13 protein-coding genes are annotated in these 15,197 nt (G+C 64.8%); 7 read left to right on the top strand and 6 right to left on the bottom strand.

Annotated elements, in window-relative coordinates; genetic code table 11:
* Nucleotides 1–46: 46 nt before the first annotated feature.
* Entirely contained in the window at nucleotides 47–637 is a 591-nt protein-coding gene (locus tag ACNJX8_RS01895; RefSeq protein WP_128942448.1) for a DUF4337 domain-containing protein, read from the bottom strand.
* Between the two features lie 81 nt (nucleotides 638–718).
* Nucleotides 719–1,684 carry a tyrosine recombinase XerC gene (locus tag ACNJX8_RS01900; protein WP_439359372.1) on the bottom strand — a complete coding sequence of 322 codons (966 nt, stop codon included), beginning with the start codon at nucleotides 1,682–1,684 and terminating at the stop codon, nucleotides 719–721.
* Between the two features lie 111 nt (nucleotides 1,685–1,795).
* Here ACNJX8_RS01900 and ACNJX8_RS01905 point away from each other — a divergent pair, with 111 nt between their 5' ends.
* Nucleotides 1,796–4,003 carry a primosomal protein N' gene (locus ACNJX8_RS01905; protein WP_128942450.1) on the top strand — a complete coding sequence of 736 codons (2,208 nt, stop codon included), beginning with the start codon at nucleotides 1,796–1,798 and terminating at the stop codon, nucleotides 4,001–4,003.
* 434 nt (nucleotides 4,004–4,437) lie between these two features.
* Here the strand turns inward: ACNJX8_RS01905 and ACNJX8_RS01910 are convergent, their stop codons facing one another.
* A complete protein-coding gene (locus tag ACNJX8_RS01910) occupies nucleotides 4,438–4,938 on the bottom strand; it encodes a septal ring lytic transglycosylase RlpA family protein (RefSeq protein ID WP_249759057.1) in 501 nt (166 codons plus the stop codon).
* A 635-nt stretch (nucleotides 4,939–5,573) separates the two neighbouring features.
* On the opposite strand from ACNJX8_RS01910, the gene ACNJX8_RS01915 reads away from it, so the two are divergent.
* From ACNJX8_RS01915 to ACNJX8_RS01940, 6 genes are all read left to right on the top strand, one after another.
* A complete protein-coding gene (locus ACNJX8_RS01915) occupies nucleotides 5,574–6,134 on the top strand; it encodes a F0F1 ATP synthase subunit delta (RefSeq protein WP_128930663.1) in 561 nt (186 codons plus the stop codon).
* Complete coding sequence (gene atpA, locus ACNJX8_RS01920) at nucleotides 6,134–7,663, top strand: F0F1 ATP synthase subunit alpha (RefSeq protein ID WP_128942452.1); 1,530 nt, start codon at nucleotides 6,134–6,136, stop codon at nucleotides 7,661–7,663. Before ACNJX8_RS01915 ends, atpA begins: the two co-directional genes overlap by 1 nt.
* Before the next feature lie 178 nt (nucleotides 7,664–7,841).
* Nucleotides 7,842–8,714 carry a F0F1 ATP synthase subunit gamma gene (locus ACNJX8_RS01925; RefSeq protein ID WP_439359373.1) on the top strand — a complete coding sequence of 291 codons (873 nt, stop codon included), beginning with the start codon at nucleotides 7,842–7,844 and terminating at the stop codon, nucleotides 8,712–8,714.
* Between the two features lie 34 nt (nucleotides 8,715–8,748).
* Entirely contained in the window at nucleotides 8,749–10,191 is a 1,443-nt protein-coding gene (gene atpD / locus ACNJX8_RS01930; protein WP_128930666.1) for a F0F1 ATP synthase subunit beta, read from the top strand.
* An 88-nt stretch (nucleotides 10,192–10,279) separates the two neighbouring features.
* On the top strand, nucleotides 10,280–10,687 hold the full coding sequence (locus tag ACNJX8_RS01935; RefSeq protein ID WP_128930667.1) for a F0F1 ATP synthase subunit epsilon: 408 nt from the start codon (nucleotides 10,280–10,282) through the stop codon (nucleotides 10,685–10,687).
* Between the two features lie 147 nt (nucleotides 10,688–10,834).
* Nucleotides 10,835–12,493, top strand: coding sequence for an adenylate/guanylate cyclase domain-containing protein (locus ACNJX8_RS01940; RefSeq protein ID WP_439359374.1), 1,659 nt, complete (start codon nucleotides 10,835–10,837; stop codon nucleotides 12,491–12,493).
* A gap of 268 nt (nucleotides 12,494–12,761) precedes the next feature.
* Here the strand turns inward: ACNJX8_RS01940 and ACNJX8_RS01945 are convergent, their stop codons facing one another.
* The 3 genes from ACNJX8_RS01945 to ACNJX8_RS01955 all read right to left on the bottom strand — a co-directional run bounded on the left by ACNJX8_RS01945 (nucleotide 12,762) and on the right by ACNJX8_RS01955 (nucleotide 15,139).
* Nucleotides 12,762–13,262, bottom strand: coding sequence for an RNA pyrophosphohydrolase (locus ACNJX8_RS01945; protein WP_128930669.1), 501 nt, complete (start codon nucleotides 13,260–13,262; stop codon nucleotides 12,762–12,764).
* Between the two features lie 64 nt (nucleotides 13,263–13,326).
* Nucleotides 13,327–13,833 (bottom strand): RNA pyrophosphohydrolase, encoded by a 507-nt coding sequence (locus tag ACNJX8_RS01950; RefSeq protein WP_128930670.1) that lies wholly within the window; start codon nucleotides 13,831–13,833, stop codon nucleotides 13,327–13,329.
* An 82-nt stretch (nucleotides 13,834–13,915) separates the two neighbouring features.
* The gene (locus tag ACNJX8_RS01955) at nucleotides 13,916–15,139 is read right to left on the bottom strand and encodes a divergent polysaccharide deacetylase family protein (protein WP_439359375.1); all 1,224 of its coding nucleotides are present in this window, start codon (nucleotides 15,137–15,139) and stop codon (nucleotides 13,916–13,918) included.
* Between the last annotated feature and the right edge of the window lie 58 nt (nucleotides 15,140–15,197).

Genomic DNA, 15,197 nt, shown 5'->3' on the forward strand with positions numbered 1-15,197 from the left:
GCGGGGCATGACACCGTTCGTGTGACTTTAAGCGTGCGCGCGCCAACTAATGCAAATGCAAGAGATGCGGCCACCACAGGCCGAGCGCAGTCATGATCAGGCCCGCGAGCGTCAGCACGCCGCTGACATAAGCGAGCGCGAACATGCCGGTGATGATGGTGGCTGACGCCAGCACGATGCCGATCTGGAACGCGGCCGAGGCCAGCTCGAAGTGATGATATTTCGCGGTCGCCTCGTCGCGTTCGTGCTCGGCATGCTTGGCCTTCTCGGCGAGCTGCTCGGTGCCTTCGCCGGTCTCGGGCTCGGAGCGATAGCGCTGCGCGGTCTTGGTCCAGTCGTCGACCTGTTTCTGCACCGTCGCCTTCATGGCGTCGTCGGTCGTGCCACCCAGCGTCAGCTTGCCCTGCTCTGCCGCGGTCGCCACCACGGTGCGGCGGATGCTCTTGGCCTGAAAGAACGCCCAGAGATTGGCGGCCTCGACGTTCTTGCTGATCGATTCGGTCTGGGCGCCCTTGCCGAGCGTCTCCGAGATCGCCAGGAACAGCGCCAGAACCGCGATCAGGAGCGCGATCTTCTTGTTCGAGCCGGACGCGTGTTCGGCGTGCTCGGCATGCTCCATGCTTTCATGTGCGCTCATATGTCCTCCTGCTCGGTTCCGCAACGATTGACCGAACCGCGTGCGCCGCGCAAGAGGCACGCGCGTTATGACATCAATGTGTCACCGCCGCGGATGTGCGCTCGCATAGACCTCGAGCAGCCGCTCGGAATCGATGCCGGTATAGACCTGCGTGGTCGAGAGCGAGGAATGGCCGAGCAGTTCCTGGATGGCGCGTAAGTCGCCGCCGCGCGAGAGTAGATGCGTGGCGAAGGAATGGCGGAGCGCGTGTGGGGTGGCGCTGTCGGGCAGGCCGAGCGCGCCGCGCAGCCGCTCCATCGCAAGCTGGATGATGCGCGGGCTCAAGGGCCCGCCGCGCGCGCCGACGAAGATCGGCCCCTCCGCCGGCAACGGATAGGGGCACATCGCAACGTATTCCTGCACCAGCTCGAGCACGTTTTGCAGCACCGGCACCATGCGGGTCTTGTTGCCTTTGCCTGTCACGACGAGCACGTCGCCCTCGCCCGGCCGCGGCACCTCGCGGCGCTTCAGGCCGAGCGCTTCGGAGATGCGCAGGCCCGAGCCGTACAAGAGCGCCATCACCGCGGCATCGCGTGCCAAAATCCACGTCTCGCGTTCCTCGCCGGCGCGCTCGTCGGCGTCAGCAAGCCGTTTGGCCGACGCCATCGGCAGCGGCTTGGGCAGGCTTTTTGCGACTTTCGGCGCGCGGATCGCGGACAACGCGCCGACCTTGCCCTTGCCTTCGCGCTCGAGGAAGCGGCCGAACGAGCGCAGGCCCGCCAGCGCGCGCATCAGCGAGCGGCCGGCAATGTCGTCGGCGCGGCGCATCGCCATGAAGGCGCGCACATCAGTGGCTTCCAACGCGGCGAACCGTGCGAGCGTGACGCGCTCGCCCCAATGGGCGCAGAGAAAATCCAGGCATTGCCGCAAGTCGCGGCCATAGGCCTCCAGCGTCTTCGGCGACAGCCGCCGCTCGGCGCCGAGATGCAACAGCCAGCGCGTCATCTCCTGCGCGATCGAGGGATCGGCGCTGGCAAGCTCGATGGGTGGGGCGGCCGCTTTGCTCATGCGCTCTGGACGTGGTGATTCCGCACAGTATATCGCATCACACTCGTTTATCGTTCGCTAAGGCCGCCCCACGGCGCTAGCCTCGAGACCCCAGGTTCCGATTCTCAATCCATGGATCACACACCGCGCAGCCCCGCCTCCGCCAACGCGACCCGCATGGTCGACGTGCTGGTGCCGGTCGCGCTCGACCAGACCTATTCCTACAAGGTGCCGCGCGGGATGGAGCTGAAGGCGGGTGATCTTGTCGGCGTGCCGCTCGGCCCGCGCGAGGTACTGGCCGTGGTCTGGGCTGAAAACGCCAATCCCGATCCGCGCCTGCACAACCGTCTCAAGGACGTCAGCGAGAAGCTCGACATCCCGCCGCTCAAGCCCGAGCTGCGCTCGGTCGTCGATTGGGTCGCCAATTACACGCTGAGCCCGCGCGGCATGGTGCTGCGCATGTGCCTGCGGATGGGCGAGAATCTCGGCCCCGAACGGGCGCGCCCCGGCGTGCGCCTGGTCGGTGATCCCCCGAAGCGGCTGACACCGGCGCGGCAGCGGCTGATCGCGGTACTGTCGGACCGGCTGCTGCACGGCAAGTCCGAGGCAGCCAAGGAGGCCGGCGTCTCGGCCGGCGTGATCGACGGCCTCGTCGACGAAGGCACGCTCACGGTCGAACCGATGCCGCCGCCTCCGCCGCCGCCCGCACCCGATCCGGATTTTGGCCGGCCGGATTTCACACCGCTCCAGCGCACTGCAGTCGACACGATGCGCGCGCTCGCCGCCAACGGCACCTTCCACGTCGCGCTGCTCGACGGCGTCACCGGCTCGGGCAAGACCGAGGTCTATTTCGAGGCGGTCGCGGAAGCCATTCGTCGTGGCAAACAGTCGCTGATCCTGATGCCGGAGATCGCGCTCACCGGCCAGTTCCTCGACCGCTTCGCGCAGCGCTTTGGCGTGCGGCCGATCGAATGGCATTCGGAGCTGACGCCGCGCACCCGCGCGCGCAATTGGGCGGCGATCTCCGCAGGCAGCGCGCCGGTCGTGGTCGGCGCGCGCTCGGCGCTGTTTCTGCCTTACGCCAATCTCGGTCTCATCGTGGTCGATGAGGAGCACGATCAGGCCTACAAGCAGGATGACGGCGTGCATTACCACGCCCGCGACATGGCCGTGGTGCGCGCGCATATCGCCAAAATTCCGGTCGTGCTGGCCTCCGCGACGCCGTCGGTCGAGTCCGAGGTCAATGCGCGCAAGAACCGCTACCAGCGCATCGCGCTGCCCTCGCGCTTCGGCGGCCAGCACATGCCGCATATCGAGGCGATCGATCTGCGCCGCGAGCCGCCCGCGCGCGGCCGCTTCATCTCGCCGCGGCTTGCGGGCGAGATCAAGACCGCGATCGAGCGGCGTGAGCAGGCGCTGTTGTTCCTCAATCGCCGCGGCTATGCGCCGCTGACGCTGTGTCGCGCCTGCGGCCATCGCTTCGCCTGCACCATCTGCGATGCGTGGCTGGTCGATCATCGCTTTCGTCAGCGCCTGGTCTGCCATCACTGCGGCTTCTCGATGCCGCGTCCGCACATCTGTCCGAACTGCTCGGCGGAAGAATCGCTGGTGGCGGTCGGGCCCGGCGTCGAGCGCTTGCAGGAGGAGGCGGCCGCGCTGTTCCCGGACGCGCGCACCATGGTGCTGTCGAGCGACCTCATCACCTCGATCGAGACGATGCGCAGCGAACTCGCCGAGATCGCGGAGGGTCGTGTCGACATCATCATCGGCACGCAGCTGGTGGCAAAAGGCCACAACTTCCCGCGGCTCAATCTGGTCGGCGTGGTCGATGCAGATCTCGGCCTTAGCAATGGTGATCCGCGCGCAGCGGAACGCACTTGGCAATTGCTCAACCAGGTGATCGGCCGCGCCGGGCGCGAGCAGGGCCGCGGCGTCGGCTATCTCCAGACCCACCAGCCCGATCATCCCGTGATGAAAGCGTTGATCGCCTGCGACCGCGAGGCCTTTTACGACAGCGAGATCGACCTGCGCGAACGCACGCTCTATCCGCCGTTCGGCCGGCTCGCGAGCCTGATCATCTCCGCGGGCGACCGCCCGAGCGCGGAAGGTTTCGGCCGCCGTCTGGTGGCGCTGGCGCCGCGCGACGAGCGCGTGGTGGTGCTGGGGCCTGCGGAAGCGCCGCTCGCCGTCATCAAGGGCCGCTACCGCTTTCGCATCCTGGTGAAATCGGCCCGCGGCTTCGATCTGTCGGACTATTTGCGCAACTGGCTCGCCGTCTGCCCGAAGCCGAAGGGCAATCTGAAGCTCGAGGTCGACGTCGATCCGCAGAGCTTTTTGTAGGGGCGCGCTCGCTCTTTCCACGTCATTGCGAGCCAAGCGAAGCAATCCAGACTGTCTCCGCAGAGGCCCTCTGGATTGCTTCGTCGCAAGGGCTCCTCGCAATGACGGCAGTGTCTCGATTGCGGCAACGGAATTGGTGGGCACGCATCCGCCGCCGCTCTGCGAGCGCCGGCGGATGCTTCGCCCACCCTACGGCTGCGCACACTCTCTCCACGTCATTGCGAGGAGCTCTTGCGACGAAGCAATCCAGAATCCCTCAGCGGAAAGATTCTGGATTGCTTCGCGGAGCCTGTCATCGGGCCGCGCGTTGCGCGGACCCGGTGGCTCGCAATGACGGCCAACAAAAAAGCCCGCGGTCCCCCAAGACCACGGGCTTGTTTCATGCGCGCATCAAACTGATGAAAACTGCGCGTGCGAGGCGCTTGGAGCGCGCCTTAGGAGACGACTTCCGCGGTGACGCGGCCGACGCCGGCGCCGGTGAGGCCGATGGCGCGGGCAGCGCCGGTGGAGAGGTCGAGCACGCGGCCGCGAATGAACGGGCCGCGGTCATTGATGGTGACGATGACGCTCTGGCCGCCATGGGTGACGCGCAGCTTGGTGCCGAACGGCAGCGAGCGGTGCGCGGCGGTCAAGGCGTTCTGGTTGAAGCGCTGGCCCGAGGCGGTCCGGCTGCCGGACTCGTTGCCGTAATAGGAAGCCATGCCGGAGAAGCTGCGGCCCGTGCCCGACGATGGCGTCATCGCGGCGTTGGCGTTGCGCCAATCGGAGCTCGCGTTGGTATCGTTCTGGACGTGGTGGCGGTGATGGTGATGCCGGTGATGCCTGGATTTGGCGGAAGCTTCGGTGGCAGTTCCACCGATGACGAGAGTTGCGGCAACGAAAGCAATCGCCGTGCGCGGCCGGGTCACAAAGCCCAGCGTCTTCAAAGACAGCATATAGTGGTCCCTAAGCTAGTATTGCCACATATGTGGCTAGTGGAGCCCCCATCAGTTTGTGAGCGGGATCGCGTTTCCTTTCGCAATGCGGCGTGAATTGGGCAGTAAATCTGTTCTGTTTCGTCATGAAATATCTTGTTACCTACCCACGATATTCAGGCGATGTTCCGTAATCTTTTGCTTTAACAATTCATTAACCAGTCCAATACTTGCGAATACTGTAGAGTGAAGTCATCGCCGCCGGTGTTTAGAATTGGGTAAGTATTCCTCGAGTGGAACCGGCGTGATGGGATTCACGTCTCTGCGATCTGTGTTCATGGCGGCTATGCGCTGAGAGCAGGAACCAATCGCCCCGGCCGGCTGCAAGGCTCGCGGCAATTCCGTGGCGCGGCAGGTCCTCAACGTCATTTGCGGCGTGCGACGAACTGGCAACAGAACCCCATGCCTTTAATTTGGCGTCATGTTGCACCTGCGCGCCTGCTATGTTAGCAAAGCCGCGATTTTAACGGACCCGGCACCTCACGTGTCGGCCGAAAATCGAAGTCCCGCTTGAATTCCAAGGGCTTGGATCGCTAGGCGCCGCTTCGTGGCGACGGTTTTTCCCTTGCGAGTTTGACAGCAAAAAGAGCGCGTCTGTGGCTGCAGAAGATACGTCCGTTTCAGGTGTGTCCGGCCGTTATGCAACGGCCTTGTTCGAACTGGCCCGCGACCAGAAAGTGGTCGACGAGGTCAAAGCCGATCTCGACAAATTCGATGCCTTGCTCAACGAAAGCGCCGATCTGAAGCGCCTCGTCCGCAGCCCGGTGTTCGCGGCCGACGCCCAGTCCAAGGCCCTGTCGGCCGTGCTGGCCAAGGCCGGCATCGCCGGTATCTCCGCCAATTTCCTGAAAGTGCTGACCGCCAACCGCCGCCTGTTCGCGGTGTCGGACGTCATCCGCGCCTACAGCGCCCTCGTCGCCAAGTTCAAGGGCGAGACGACGGCCGACGTCACCGTCGCGGAAGCGCTCTCGGACAAGAATCTCGACGCCCTCAAGGTTGCCCTGAAGTCGGTGACCGGTAAGGACGTCGCGCTGAACGTGAAAGTCGATCCCTCGATCATCGGTGGCCTCGTCGTCAAGCTGGGCAGCCGCATGGTGGATGGTTCGCTTCGCACCAAACTCAATTCGATCAAGCACGCGATGAAAGAGGCAGGCTGATGGACATCCGCGCCGCGGAAATTTCCGCGATCCTCAAGGACCAGATCAAGAATTTCGGCCAGGAAGCTGAAGTCTCCGAAGTCGGACAGGTGCTGTCCGTCGGCGACGGTATCGCTCGCGTCTATGGTCTGGACAACGTCCAGGCCGGTGAAATGGTCGAGTTCGAGAACGGCACCCGCGGCATGGCGCTGAACCTCGAAACCGACAACGTCGGTGTCGTTATTTTCGGTGCCGACCGCGAGATCAAGGAAGGCCAGACCGTCAAGCGCACCCGCGCCATCGTGGACGCGCCGGTCGGCAAGGGTCTGCTCGGCCGCGTCGTCGACGCGCTCGGCAATCCCATCGACGGCAAGGGTCCGATCCAGGCCGACAAGCGCATGCGCGTCGACGTCAAGGCGCCCGGCATCATTCCGCGCAAGTCGGTGAACGAGCCGATGGCGACCGGCCTCAAGGCGATCGACGCCCTGATCCCGATCGGCCGCGGCCAGCGCGAGCTGATCATCGGCGACCGTCAGACCGGCAAGACCGCGATCGCGCTCGACACCATCCTGAACCAGAAGCCGCTCAACGCGCAGCCCGACGAGAACATCAAGCTGTATTGCGTCTACGTCGCGGTCGGCCAGAAGCGTTCGACCGTCGCGCAGTTCGTGAAGGTGCTGGAAGAGCAGGGCGCGCTCGAATACTCGATCGTCGTCGCCGCCACCGCCTCGGATCCGGCGCCGATGCAGTACATCGCGCCGTTCACCGGCTGCACCATGGGCGAGTACTTCCGCGACAACGGCATGCACGCGGTCATCATCTATGACGATCTGTCCAAGCAGGCCGTCGCCTACCGCCAGATGTCGCTGCTGCTGCGCCGCCCGCCGGGCCGCGAAGCCTATCCGGGCGACGTGTTCTACCTGCACTCCCGCCTGCTCGAGCGCGCGGCGAAGTTGAACAAGGACCAGGGCTCGGGCTCGCTGACCGCGCTGCCGGTCATCGAAACCCAGGCCAACGACGTGTCGGCCTACATCCCGACCAACGTCATCTCGATCACCGACGGCCAGATCTTCCTGGAAACCGACCTGTTCTTCCAGGGCATCCGTCCCGCGGTCAACGTCGGTCTGTCGGTGTCGCGCGTCGGCTCCTCGGCGCAGACCAAGGCCACCAAGAAGGTCGCCGGCAAGATCAAGGGCGAGCTGGCGCAGTACCGCGAAATGGCGGCGTTCGCGCAGTTCGGCTCCGACTTGGACGCCTCGACCCAGCGCCTGCTCAACCGCGGTTCGCGTCTCACTGAGCTGCTCAAGCAGCCTCAGTTCGCGCCGCTGAAGATGGAAGAGCAGGTTTGCGTGATCTGGGCCGGCACCAATGGCTACCTCGATCCGCTCCCGCTGAACAAGATCAAGGGGTTCGAGGACGGTCTGTTGTCGCTGCTGCGCGGCAAGAACGTCGAGATCCTCAACTCGATCCGCGACACCCGCGACCTCAGCGACGACACTGCTGGCAAGCTGAAGTCGGTGGTCGAGGGCTTCGCGAAGACCTTCGCTTAAGAGTGCCCACTAGGGCCGGGCTAAAACGCGAAGCGCGTCTTCGCATCTGATGTCCCGGCCATCCACGCGTCACCGCGTGGAGCGAGAAGACGTGGATGCCCGGGACAAGCCCGGGCATGACGACTGGGATAGGCTAGCGGCTTGATCGTAAGGATCGAACCGCCGGGGTGAACGAAGAATGGCGTCACTTAAAGACATGCGGGTGCGCATCGCCTCCACCAAGGCGACGCAAAAGATCACCAAGGCCATGCAGATGGTTGCGGCCTCCAAGCTGCGCCGCGCACAGACCGCCGCGGAAGCGGCGCGTCCCTACGCCGACAAGATGAGCGCGGTGATCGGTAACATCGCCAGCGCCGCCGCCGGTTCGCCCGGCGCGCCCAAGCTGCTTGCCGGCACCGGCAGGGACCAGGTTCATCTTCTGCTGGTCTGCACCGGCGAACGGGGCCTGTCGGGCGCCTTCAACTCCTCGATCGTGCGTCTCGCCCGCGAGCACGCGCAGTCGCTGATCGCGCAGGGCAAGGAAGTCAAAATCTTCTGCGTCGGCCGCAAGGGCTACGAGCAGCTCCGCCGCCTGTTCGAGAAGCAGATCGTCGAGCATCTCGACCTGCGCAGCGTTCGTCAGCTCGGCTTCGTCAATGCCGAGGACATCGCCAAGAAGGTGCTGGCCCGTTTCGATGCCGGTGAGTTCGACGTCTGCACGCTGTTCTATTCGCGTTTCAAGTCGGTGATCGCGCAGGTCCCGACCGCCCAGCAGATCATCCCGCTGGTGGTCGAGGAAGGCGCTGCCGCCAATACGACGGCTTACGAATACGAGCCGGAGGAGGACGAGATCCTCGCCCGCCTGTTGCCGCGCAATCTCGCGGTGCAGATCTTCCGTGCCCTGCTCGAGAACAACGCTTCGTTCTACGGTGCGCAGATGTCGGCGATGGACAACGCCACCCGCAACGCTGGCGAAATGATCCGCAAGCAGACGCTGGTCTACAACCGCACGCGTCAGGCCCAGATCACCAAGGAACTCATCGAAATCATCTCCGGCGCAGAAGCAGTCTGACCGGACACGAAATTCGGATCGAAGGAGACAGTAAATGGCTACAGCAGCCACCCAGATCGGTCGCGTCACCCAGGTCATGGGCGCCGTCGTCGACGTGCAGTTCGAAGGCCACCTGCCGGCCATTCTCAACTCGCTGGAGACCAAGAACGGCAACAACCGCCTGGTGCTCGAAGTCGCCCAGCACCTCGGCGAATCGACCGTCCGCACGATCGCGATGGACGCCACCGAAGGTCTGGTGCGCGGCCAGGAAGTGACCGATACCGGTCAGCCGATTTCGGTGCCCGTGGGTGACGGTACGCTGGGCCGCATCATGAACGTCATCGGCGAGCCGATCGACGAGGCCGGCCCGATCAAGTCGGAGGGCACTCGCGCCATCCACCAGGAAGCGCCGACCTATACCGACCAGTCGACCGAAGCTGAAATTCTCGTCACCGGCATCAAGGTCGTCGACCTGCTCGCGCCCTACGCCAAGGGCGGCAAGATCGGCCTGTTCGGCGGCGCCGGCGTCGGCAAGACCGTGCTGATTCAGGAACTGATCAACAACGTCGCCAAGGCGCACGGCGGTTACTCGGTGTTCGCCGGCGTCGGCGAGCGTACCCGCGAGGGCAACGACCTCTATCACGAGTTCATCGAGTCCAAGGTCAACGCCGATCCGCACAATCCGGATCCGAGCGTCAAGTCGAAATGCGCGCTGGTGTTCGGCCAGATGAACGAGCCGCCGGGCGCCCGCGCCCGCGTCGGTCTCACCGGTCTGACCGTCGCCGAACACTTCCGCGACCAGGGCCAGGACGTGCTGTTCTTCGTCGACAACATCTTCCGCTTCACCCAGGCCGGTTCGGAAGTGTCGGCGCTGCTCGGTCGTATTCCTTCGGCGGTGGGTTATCAGCCGACGCTCGCCACCGACATGGGCGCGCTGCAGGAGCGGATCACCACCACCCAGAAGGGCTCGATCACCTCGGTGCAGGCCATCTACGTGCCGGCCGACGACTTGACCGACCCGGCGCCCGCGACCTCGTTCGCGCACTTGGACGCCACGACCGTGCTGTCGCGCGCGATCTCGGAAAAGGGCATCTACCCCGCGGTGGACCCGCTTGACTCGACCTCGCGCATGCTCTCGCCGCTCGTCGTCGGCGAAGAGCACTACCAGACCGCCCGCATGGTCCAGCAGGTGCTCCAGCGCTACAAGTCGCTGCAGGACATCATCGCCATTCTCGGCATGGACGAGCTGTCGGAAGAGGACAAGCTGACGGTGGCGCGTGCCCGCAAGATCGAGCGCTTCCTGTCGCAGCCGTTCCACGTCGCCGAAGTCTTCACGGGATCGCCGGGCAAGTTCGTCGAGCTCGCGGACACCATCAAGGGCTTCCGCGGCCTCTGCGAAGGCAAGTATGACCACCTGCCGGAAGCTGCCTTCTACATGGTCGGCACCATCGAAGAAGCCGTCGAGAAGGGCAAGAAGCTGGCCGCTGAAGCAGCTTAAGAAGCGAATGGCGAATGGGGAGTAGCGAATAGTCCGCTGCTCCCAGTTCGCCACCCGCTATTCGCTACTCACCATTCGCAGGTTCTTCATGGCCACCTTCCACTTCGATCTCGTCTCTCCCGAAAAGCTCGCCTTCTCCGGCGAGGTCGATCAGGTCGATATTCCCGGCGCCGAGGGTGATTTCGGCGTGCTCGCCGGACACGCGCCGGTGGTGGCTGCGGTTCGTCCCGGCATCCTCACCATCACCACCGGCGGCACGCATCAGAAGATGATCGTGCTCGGCGGCCTCGCCGAAGTTTCGGAGAACCGTCTCACGGTGCTAGCTGACGTTGCCACCTCGATCCAGGAGATCGATCGCGCGCAGTTCGCCGAGACGATTGCCGAAATGGAAGCAAAGCTTGCCGAGAAGGAAGGCTCTGAGCTTGATCACGCCATCGAGCGGCTCGACCATTACAAGAGCATCCAGAACGTGATCGGCACCACGGCTATGCACTAAGCCCCGGGGCACCGCTCCGGGGCTCAATCTCAAATTTCCTGAACAAGTTCAGCGCTCGTCACACCCGTGGCGGGCGCTGAAACTTTGTTGCACCGCGTCGCCGATAACGGCATTCTGCAGTCGCGAATTTGTTCCGGGGCTGGGCAGATGAAACGCAAGATCGCAGCGATTTTCGCAGCCGATATTGCCGGTTACTCGAGACTGGTCGCGGAAGACGAGGAGGAGACGCTGCGGCGTCTCGCCTCCTATCGCGAGGTCGTCGACGATTTCATCGCCAAGTCGGGCGGGCGCATCTTCAACACGGCGGGCGATGCCGTGCTCGCGGAATTTCCCAGCGCGGTCGACGCGGTCCGCTGCGCCATCGACATCCAGGAATCGTTGCGGACCCGCAACATGGCCTATCCGCCGAGCCGGCAGATGTCGTTCCGCATCGGCATCACCATCGGCGACGTGGTCGAGCGCGACGGCGATCTCTTGGGTGACGGCGTCAACATCGCGGCGCGGCTGGAAGGCCTCGCCGAGGTCGGCGGCATCTGCGTCTCCCGCGCCGTGCACGAGCAGGTCGCCAACAAGCTGTCGGTCCAGTTCGCCGATATCGGTGCCCAGGAGGTCAAGAACATCCCGACGCCGGTGCACGCCTACATGGTAGCGATGCGACGCGAGGACGGGACCTACGCGAAACCGCAGCTGAAGATGCCGGCCTCCAAGCTGGCCGCCGCGCCGGCGTGGATGTGGCCGCTGGTGGTCGCCGTCGTCTCGATCGTCGCCATCGGCGTCAGCGGCTTTCTCTACAACACCAAGCTCAAGCAGACGGCGAGCATCGCAGCGCCGCCGGCCGCGATGTCCGGTGCAGCTCCGACTGCAAATGCGGCGGCGACGAGCCCGATGCCGACTCAAATGGCGAAGACACCGATGGCGCCGCCGAATGCCGGCGCCGCGATGGCGCCGATGCCGGCCCCGTCACCGTCGGCTTCGCCGATATCGGGCAAATTTCCCGCCGAGAGCGTGCCCTTCATCAACGAGCGTGTTCGCAACTACCTTGCTGGCGACTATTCCGCTGCCGCCGACTACAAGGCCTTCGCGCTCAATGTCGGCGGCTTCACCGGCTCGGCGCTGAACCAGCCGAACGAGGAGGCCGCGCGCAACATGGCGGTCGAGCAGTGCCAGAAGCGCGCCGACGCCGCGCAATCGCCGCGGCGCTGCGAGCTCTACGCGGTCGGCAACACCGTTGTGTATACACACGGTAGGCCGCCGATGCCGCCGCAGCCCTTCGTGCGGCACGATGCCATGACCGAGCGGCCGTTCGCGTCGAAGGACTTTCCGATGGTGCGCGATCCCCAGAAAGTCCGGCTCGAGAACATGTTCGTACCGGCAGCGAAATCCCGCTCGGTCGCGCTCGGGCCGGGTGGCCAATATTTCATGGTGCTGGGCGCCGCATCGGCCGACGACGCGGCACGACGTTCGCTGGAATCGTGTGGCGCCATCGCCGGCGTTGCCTGCCTCGTCGTCGCGGTCGACGACAATTTCGTGGTGCCGATCCCGACCTTGTTCAGGATCACCGGCCTCTTCAACGCCACCTCCAATGCCTCGATCATGGCGGATGCGCGCGGCGAGGTCTTGCACAAGCTCACGGACGCCATGGGCTGGAATGCAGTCGCGGTCGGCACCGCCGGCCGCCCGGGTCTCGGCCTCAAGGCCGCCGACGAGCAGACCGCCGTCAATTCCGCGCTCGCCGATTGCGCCAAGCGCGACAGCGATTGCCACGTCATCGCGATCGGCCCGTTCACGGTGGGACCGATCAATTAGAGCCTCTTGTGCTTAGGTCCGATTGCTACCCGCGAGGGAGATGCGCCCCCTCCCCCGCTTGCGGGGGGAGGGCTGGGGAGAGGGTGCATCCGCAAAGAGACAATCCCTAAGAGGAGAAAGGCCTCACCCGGATCGCCTTCGCGATCCGACCTCTCCCGCAAGCGGGAGAGGTTGGCGTTCGTGGGCTCCGCCGATCGCACCCCGCCGCAGATTATTCTCTCCACATATCAAGCACATCGCTACTGTGCATGGGGTTGATTTCGTAGTTTTAGTTTCCGAACGTCGCGAACTGCGCTGCCACGGCGCGATAAACGTCGCGTCGGAACGGCACCACGAGATCGGCGACACGGTCGAGGCGCTCCCAGCGCCAGGCGTCGAACTCCGCCGGCTGGCCGTTGCGCGGCGTCAGCGGATCGATCTCCTCGTCGCGGCCGGTGAAGCGCAGCGCGAACCATTTTTGACGCTGGCCGCGGAATTTCGCCAGCCGATGCGTCTGCGGTCCGTCGTAAGGCGGGAATTCATAGGTGAACCAGTCGGTCTCGCCGAGATAGTCGGCGCTGACCACGTTGGTCTCCTCCCAGAGCTCGCGCATCGCGGCATCGCGCAGATTCTCGCCCTCGTCGACGCCGCCCTGCGGCATCTGCCAGTCAAGGCCCGGCAGGATGATCTCGGGCCCGTCGCCCTTGAAGCGGTGGCCGATCAGCACACGGCCGTCGGCATTGAACAGGGCGATTCCCACGTTGGGGCGGTAGGGTTTTTCATTGGTCACGCGTGGATCTTTCGTTGTCACTCCGACGGTGCCTTTAGCATCGAACCCGGCGAGACAATTTGATTTACTGATCCGCCAGCGCGGAAAATTCCTTCACCACGCGCTCATAGACCGGGCGCTTGAACGGGATGATCAATCCGGGGAGGTTCTTCATCGGCTCCCAGCGCCAGCTCACGAACTCGGCCTTGTGGCCGCCGCCGCCAGGCTTTTCGACATTGATCTCGCTGTCCTTGCCGGTGAAGCGCACCGCGAACCATTTCTGGCGCTGGCCGCGGTAGCGGCCCTTCCAGGCGCGTCCGGCGACCGTGCGCGGAATGTCGTAAATGAGCCAGTCCGGAACCTCGCCGAGCCGCTCGACCGAGCGCACGCTGGTCTCTTCGTAGAGCTCGCGCTTGGCGGCCTCCCAAGTGTCCTCGCCGGGATCGACGCCGCCCTGCGGCATCTGCCAGATATGGGCGTCGTCGACATGCTCGATGCCGCCGGCGCGGCGACCGATGAACACCAGTCCCTTCGTGTTGATCAGCATCACCCCGACGCAGGTCCGGTAGGGCAGATCCTCGTAACGCGCCATTCCGCCAGACCCCCTCACATACTGTTGTCGGTAGGGCCTGAAGTGGCCCCGCGGGGGACCCGTGCCGTACCAATTCGTTGATTTAGCTGGATTTTGATTTCAGCATCGCAGTTGTCAATGGCACCAAAAGGATACCCCGGTCGCCCAAAGTCTTGGTCCAGGCGCCGATGCGCTCGATCGAGACCGGCAGGGCCGAGGCCGTGCCGACGGCGATGCCGCGCTCGCGCGCCGTCGCTTCGAGCTTGTTCAGGGCGCGGTCGATCTCGGTCGGGGTCGGCACCACGTCGATCGCGATGTCGCCCTTGCCGAACGGCATCGCCTGGTTGGCCGCGGCCAGCGGCGCAACGCTGCGCGGCGAGGAGCCGTCGTCGAAGAAGCCGAGCCCGCGCTTGGCCGCCTCGCGGATGATCGGCTGCATGGCCGGCTCGGTCGCGATGAAGCGGGCGCCCATGAAATTGGTGAGGCCGGCATAACCCTGCATCCGGCTCAGGTGCCAGTACAGGCGGTCCATGTTCTGGTCGGTGCTGAGCGAGGTCAGCAGCGTCTGCGGCCCGGGATCGTTGTCGGGGAAGTCGTAGGGCTCCATCGGGATCTGGAGGAAGATCTCGTGACGCTGGGCGCGCGCCCGCTCGGCGAGCTTGCCGGGGTCGGATCCGTAAGGTGTGAAGGCCAGCGTCACCGCCGGCGGCAGCTTCATGATCGCATCGGTAGTCTTGGCGGCACCGACGCCGAGGCCACCGATCACGATGGCGACTACCGGCATCTTGGCGGCTTTGGCGCGGTCGGCATCGGCCGCGTAGACGTTGAACGGCTTCATGTCGCCTGCGACCACCGGGATCATGCCGTAGCGCGACTTCTCCAGCAGTTTTGGATCGATCCCGGCCATGACAGGCGGCGGTGCCGAAGCCGCTCCGCCCTTGTCGGTGGCCTCGCCCGCGCCGATCACCACGTCATGGCGGGCGCCGGTGGAGCCGTCGATCATGGTGACGGTCTTCTGCTCACCAGGAGCAGCTTGCTTCGGCGCCTCTTTGGTCTCGTGCTTGCCCTCCTGCCTGGTTTCGCCGGCATGGCCCGAGGCCACCGGCTTTTCATCCGTGGCTTTGGGCTCGCGGATCGCGATCCGCGTCATCGGCTCGCCGCCGAGCGGGTCCTTGTTGAAGATGGCGAAGCCGGCAAAGGTGACCAGAAACAGGAGAAGCACGACGGCAAGCAGCTGCATGGCCGTGAACGGCAGCCGCAGCCGGCGTTTCCGGCGCGGCTTATCCTGTCCGAGCGGGGCGCTCAGATCATCGGCCGTTTCAGTCATGCGCGATCCCGAATCACTCGCAATGACGATACCACGCCGAGGTCAAGCGGCGGCAGGC

Source organism: Bradyrhizobium sp. SPXBL-04, from assembly GCF_051853035.1.
GTDB lineage: Bacteria > Pseudomonadota > Alphaproteobacteria > Rhizobiales > Xanthobacteraceae > Bradyrhizobium > Bradyrhizobium zhanjiangense.

Coding starts and splice junctions, on each gene's coding strand:
- ACNJX8_RS01895 (WP_128942448.1), bottom strand. CDS start 637: ATGAGCGCACATGAAAGCATGGAGCATGCCGAGCACGCCGAACACGCG.
- ACNJX8_RS01900 (WP_439359372.1), bottom strand. CDS start 1,684: ATGAGCAAAGCGGCCGCCCCACCCATCGAGCTTGCCAGCGCCGATCCC.
- ACNJX8_RS01905 (WP_128942450.1), top strand. CDS start 1,796: ATGGATCACACACCGCGCAGCCCCGCCTCCGCCAACGCGACCCGCATG.
- ACNJX8_RS01910 (WP_249759057.1), bottom strand. CDS start 4,938: ATGCTGTCTTTGAAGACGCTGGGCTTTGTGACCCGGCCGCGCACGGCG.
- atpA (WP_128942452.1), top strand. CDS start 6,134: ATGGACATCCGCGCCGCGGAAATTTCCGCGATCCTCAAGGACCAGATC.
- ACNJX8_RS01925 (WP_439359373.1), top strand. CDS start 7,842: ATGGCGTCACTTAAAGACATGCGGGTGCGCATCGCCTCCACCAAGGCG.
- atpD (WP_128930666.1), top strand. CDS start 8,749: ATGGCTACAGCAGCCACCCAGATCGGTCGCGTCACCCAGGTCATGGGC.
- ACNJX8_RS01935 (WP_128930667.1), top strand. CDS start 10,280: ATGGCCACCTTCCACTTCGATCTCGTCTCTCCCGAAAAGCTCGCCTTC.
- ACNJX8_RS01940 (WP_439359374.1), top strand. CDS start 10,835: ATGAAACGCAAGATCGCAGCGATTTTCGCAGCCGATATTGCCGGTTAC.
- ACNJX8_RS01950 (WP_128930670.1), bottom strand. CDS start 13,833: ATGGCGCGTTACGAGGATCTGCCCTACCGGACCTGCGTCGGGGTGATG.
- ACNJX8_RS01955 (WP_439359375.1), bottom strand. CDS start 15,139: ATGACTGAAACGGCCGATGATCTGAGCGCCCCGCTCGGACAGGATAAG.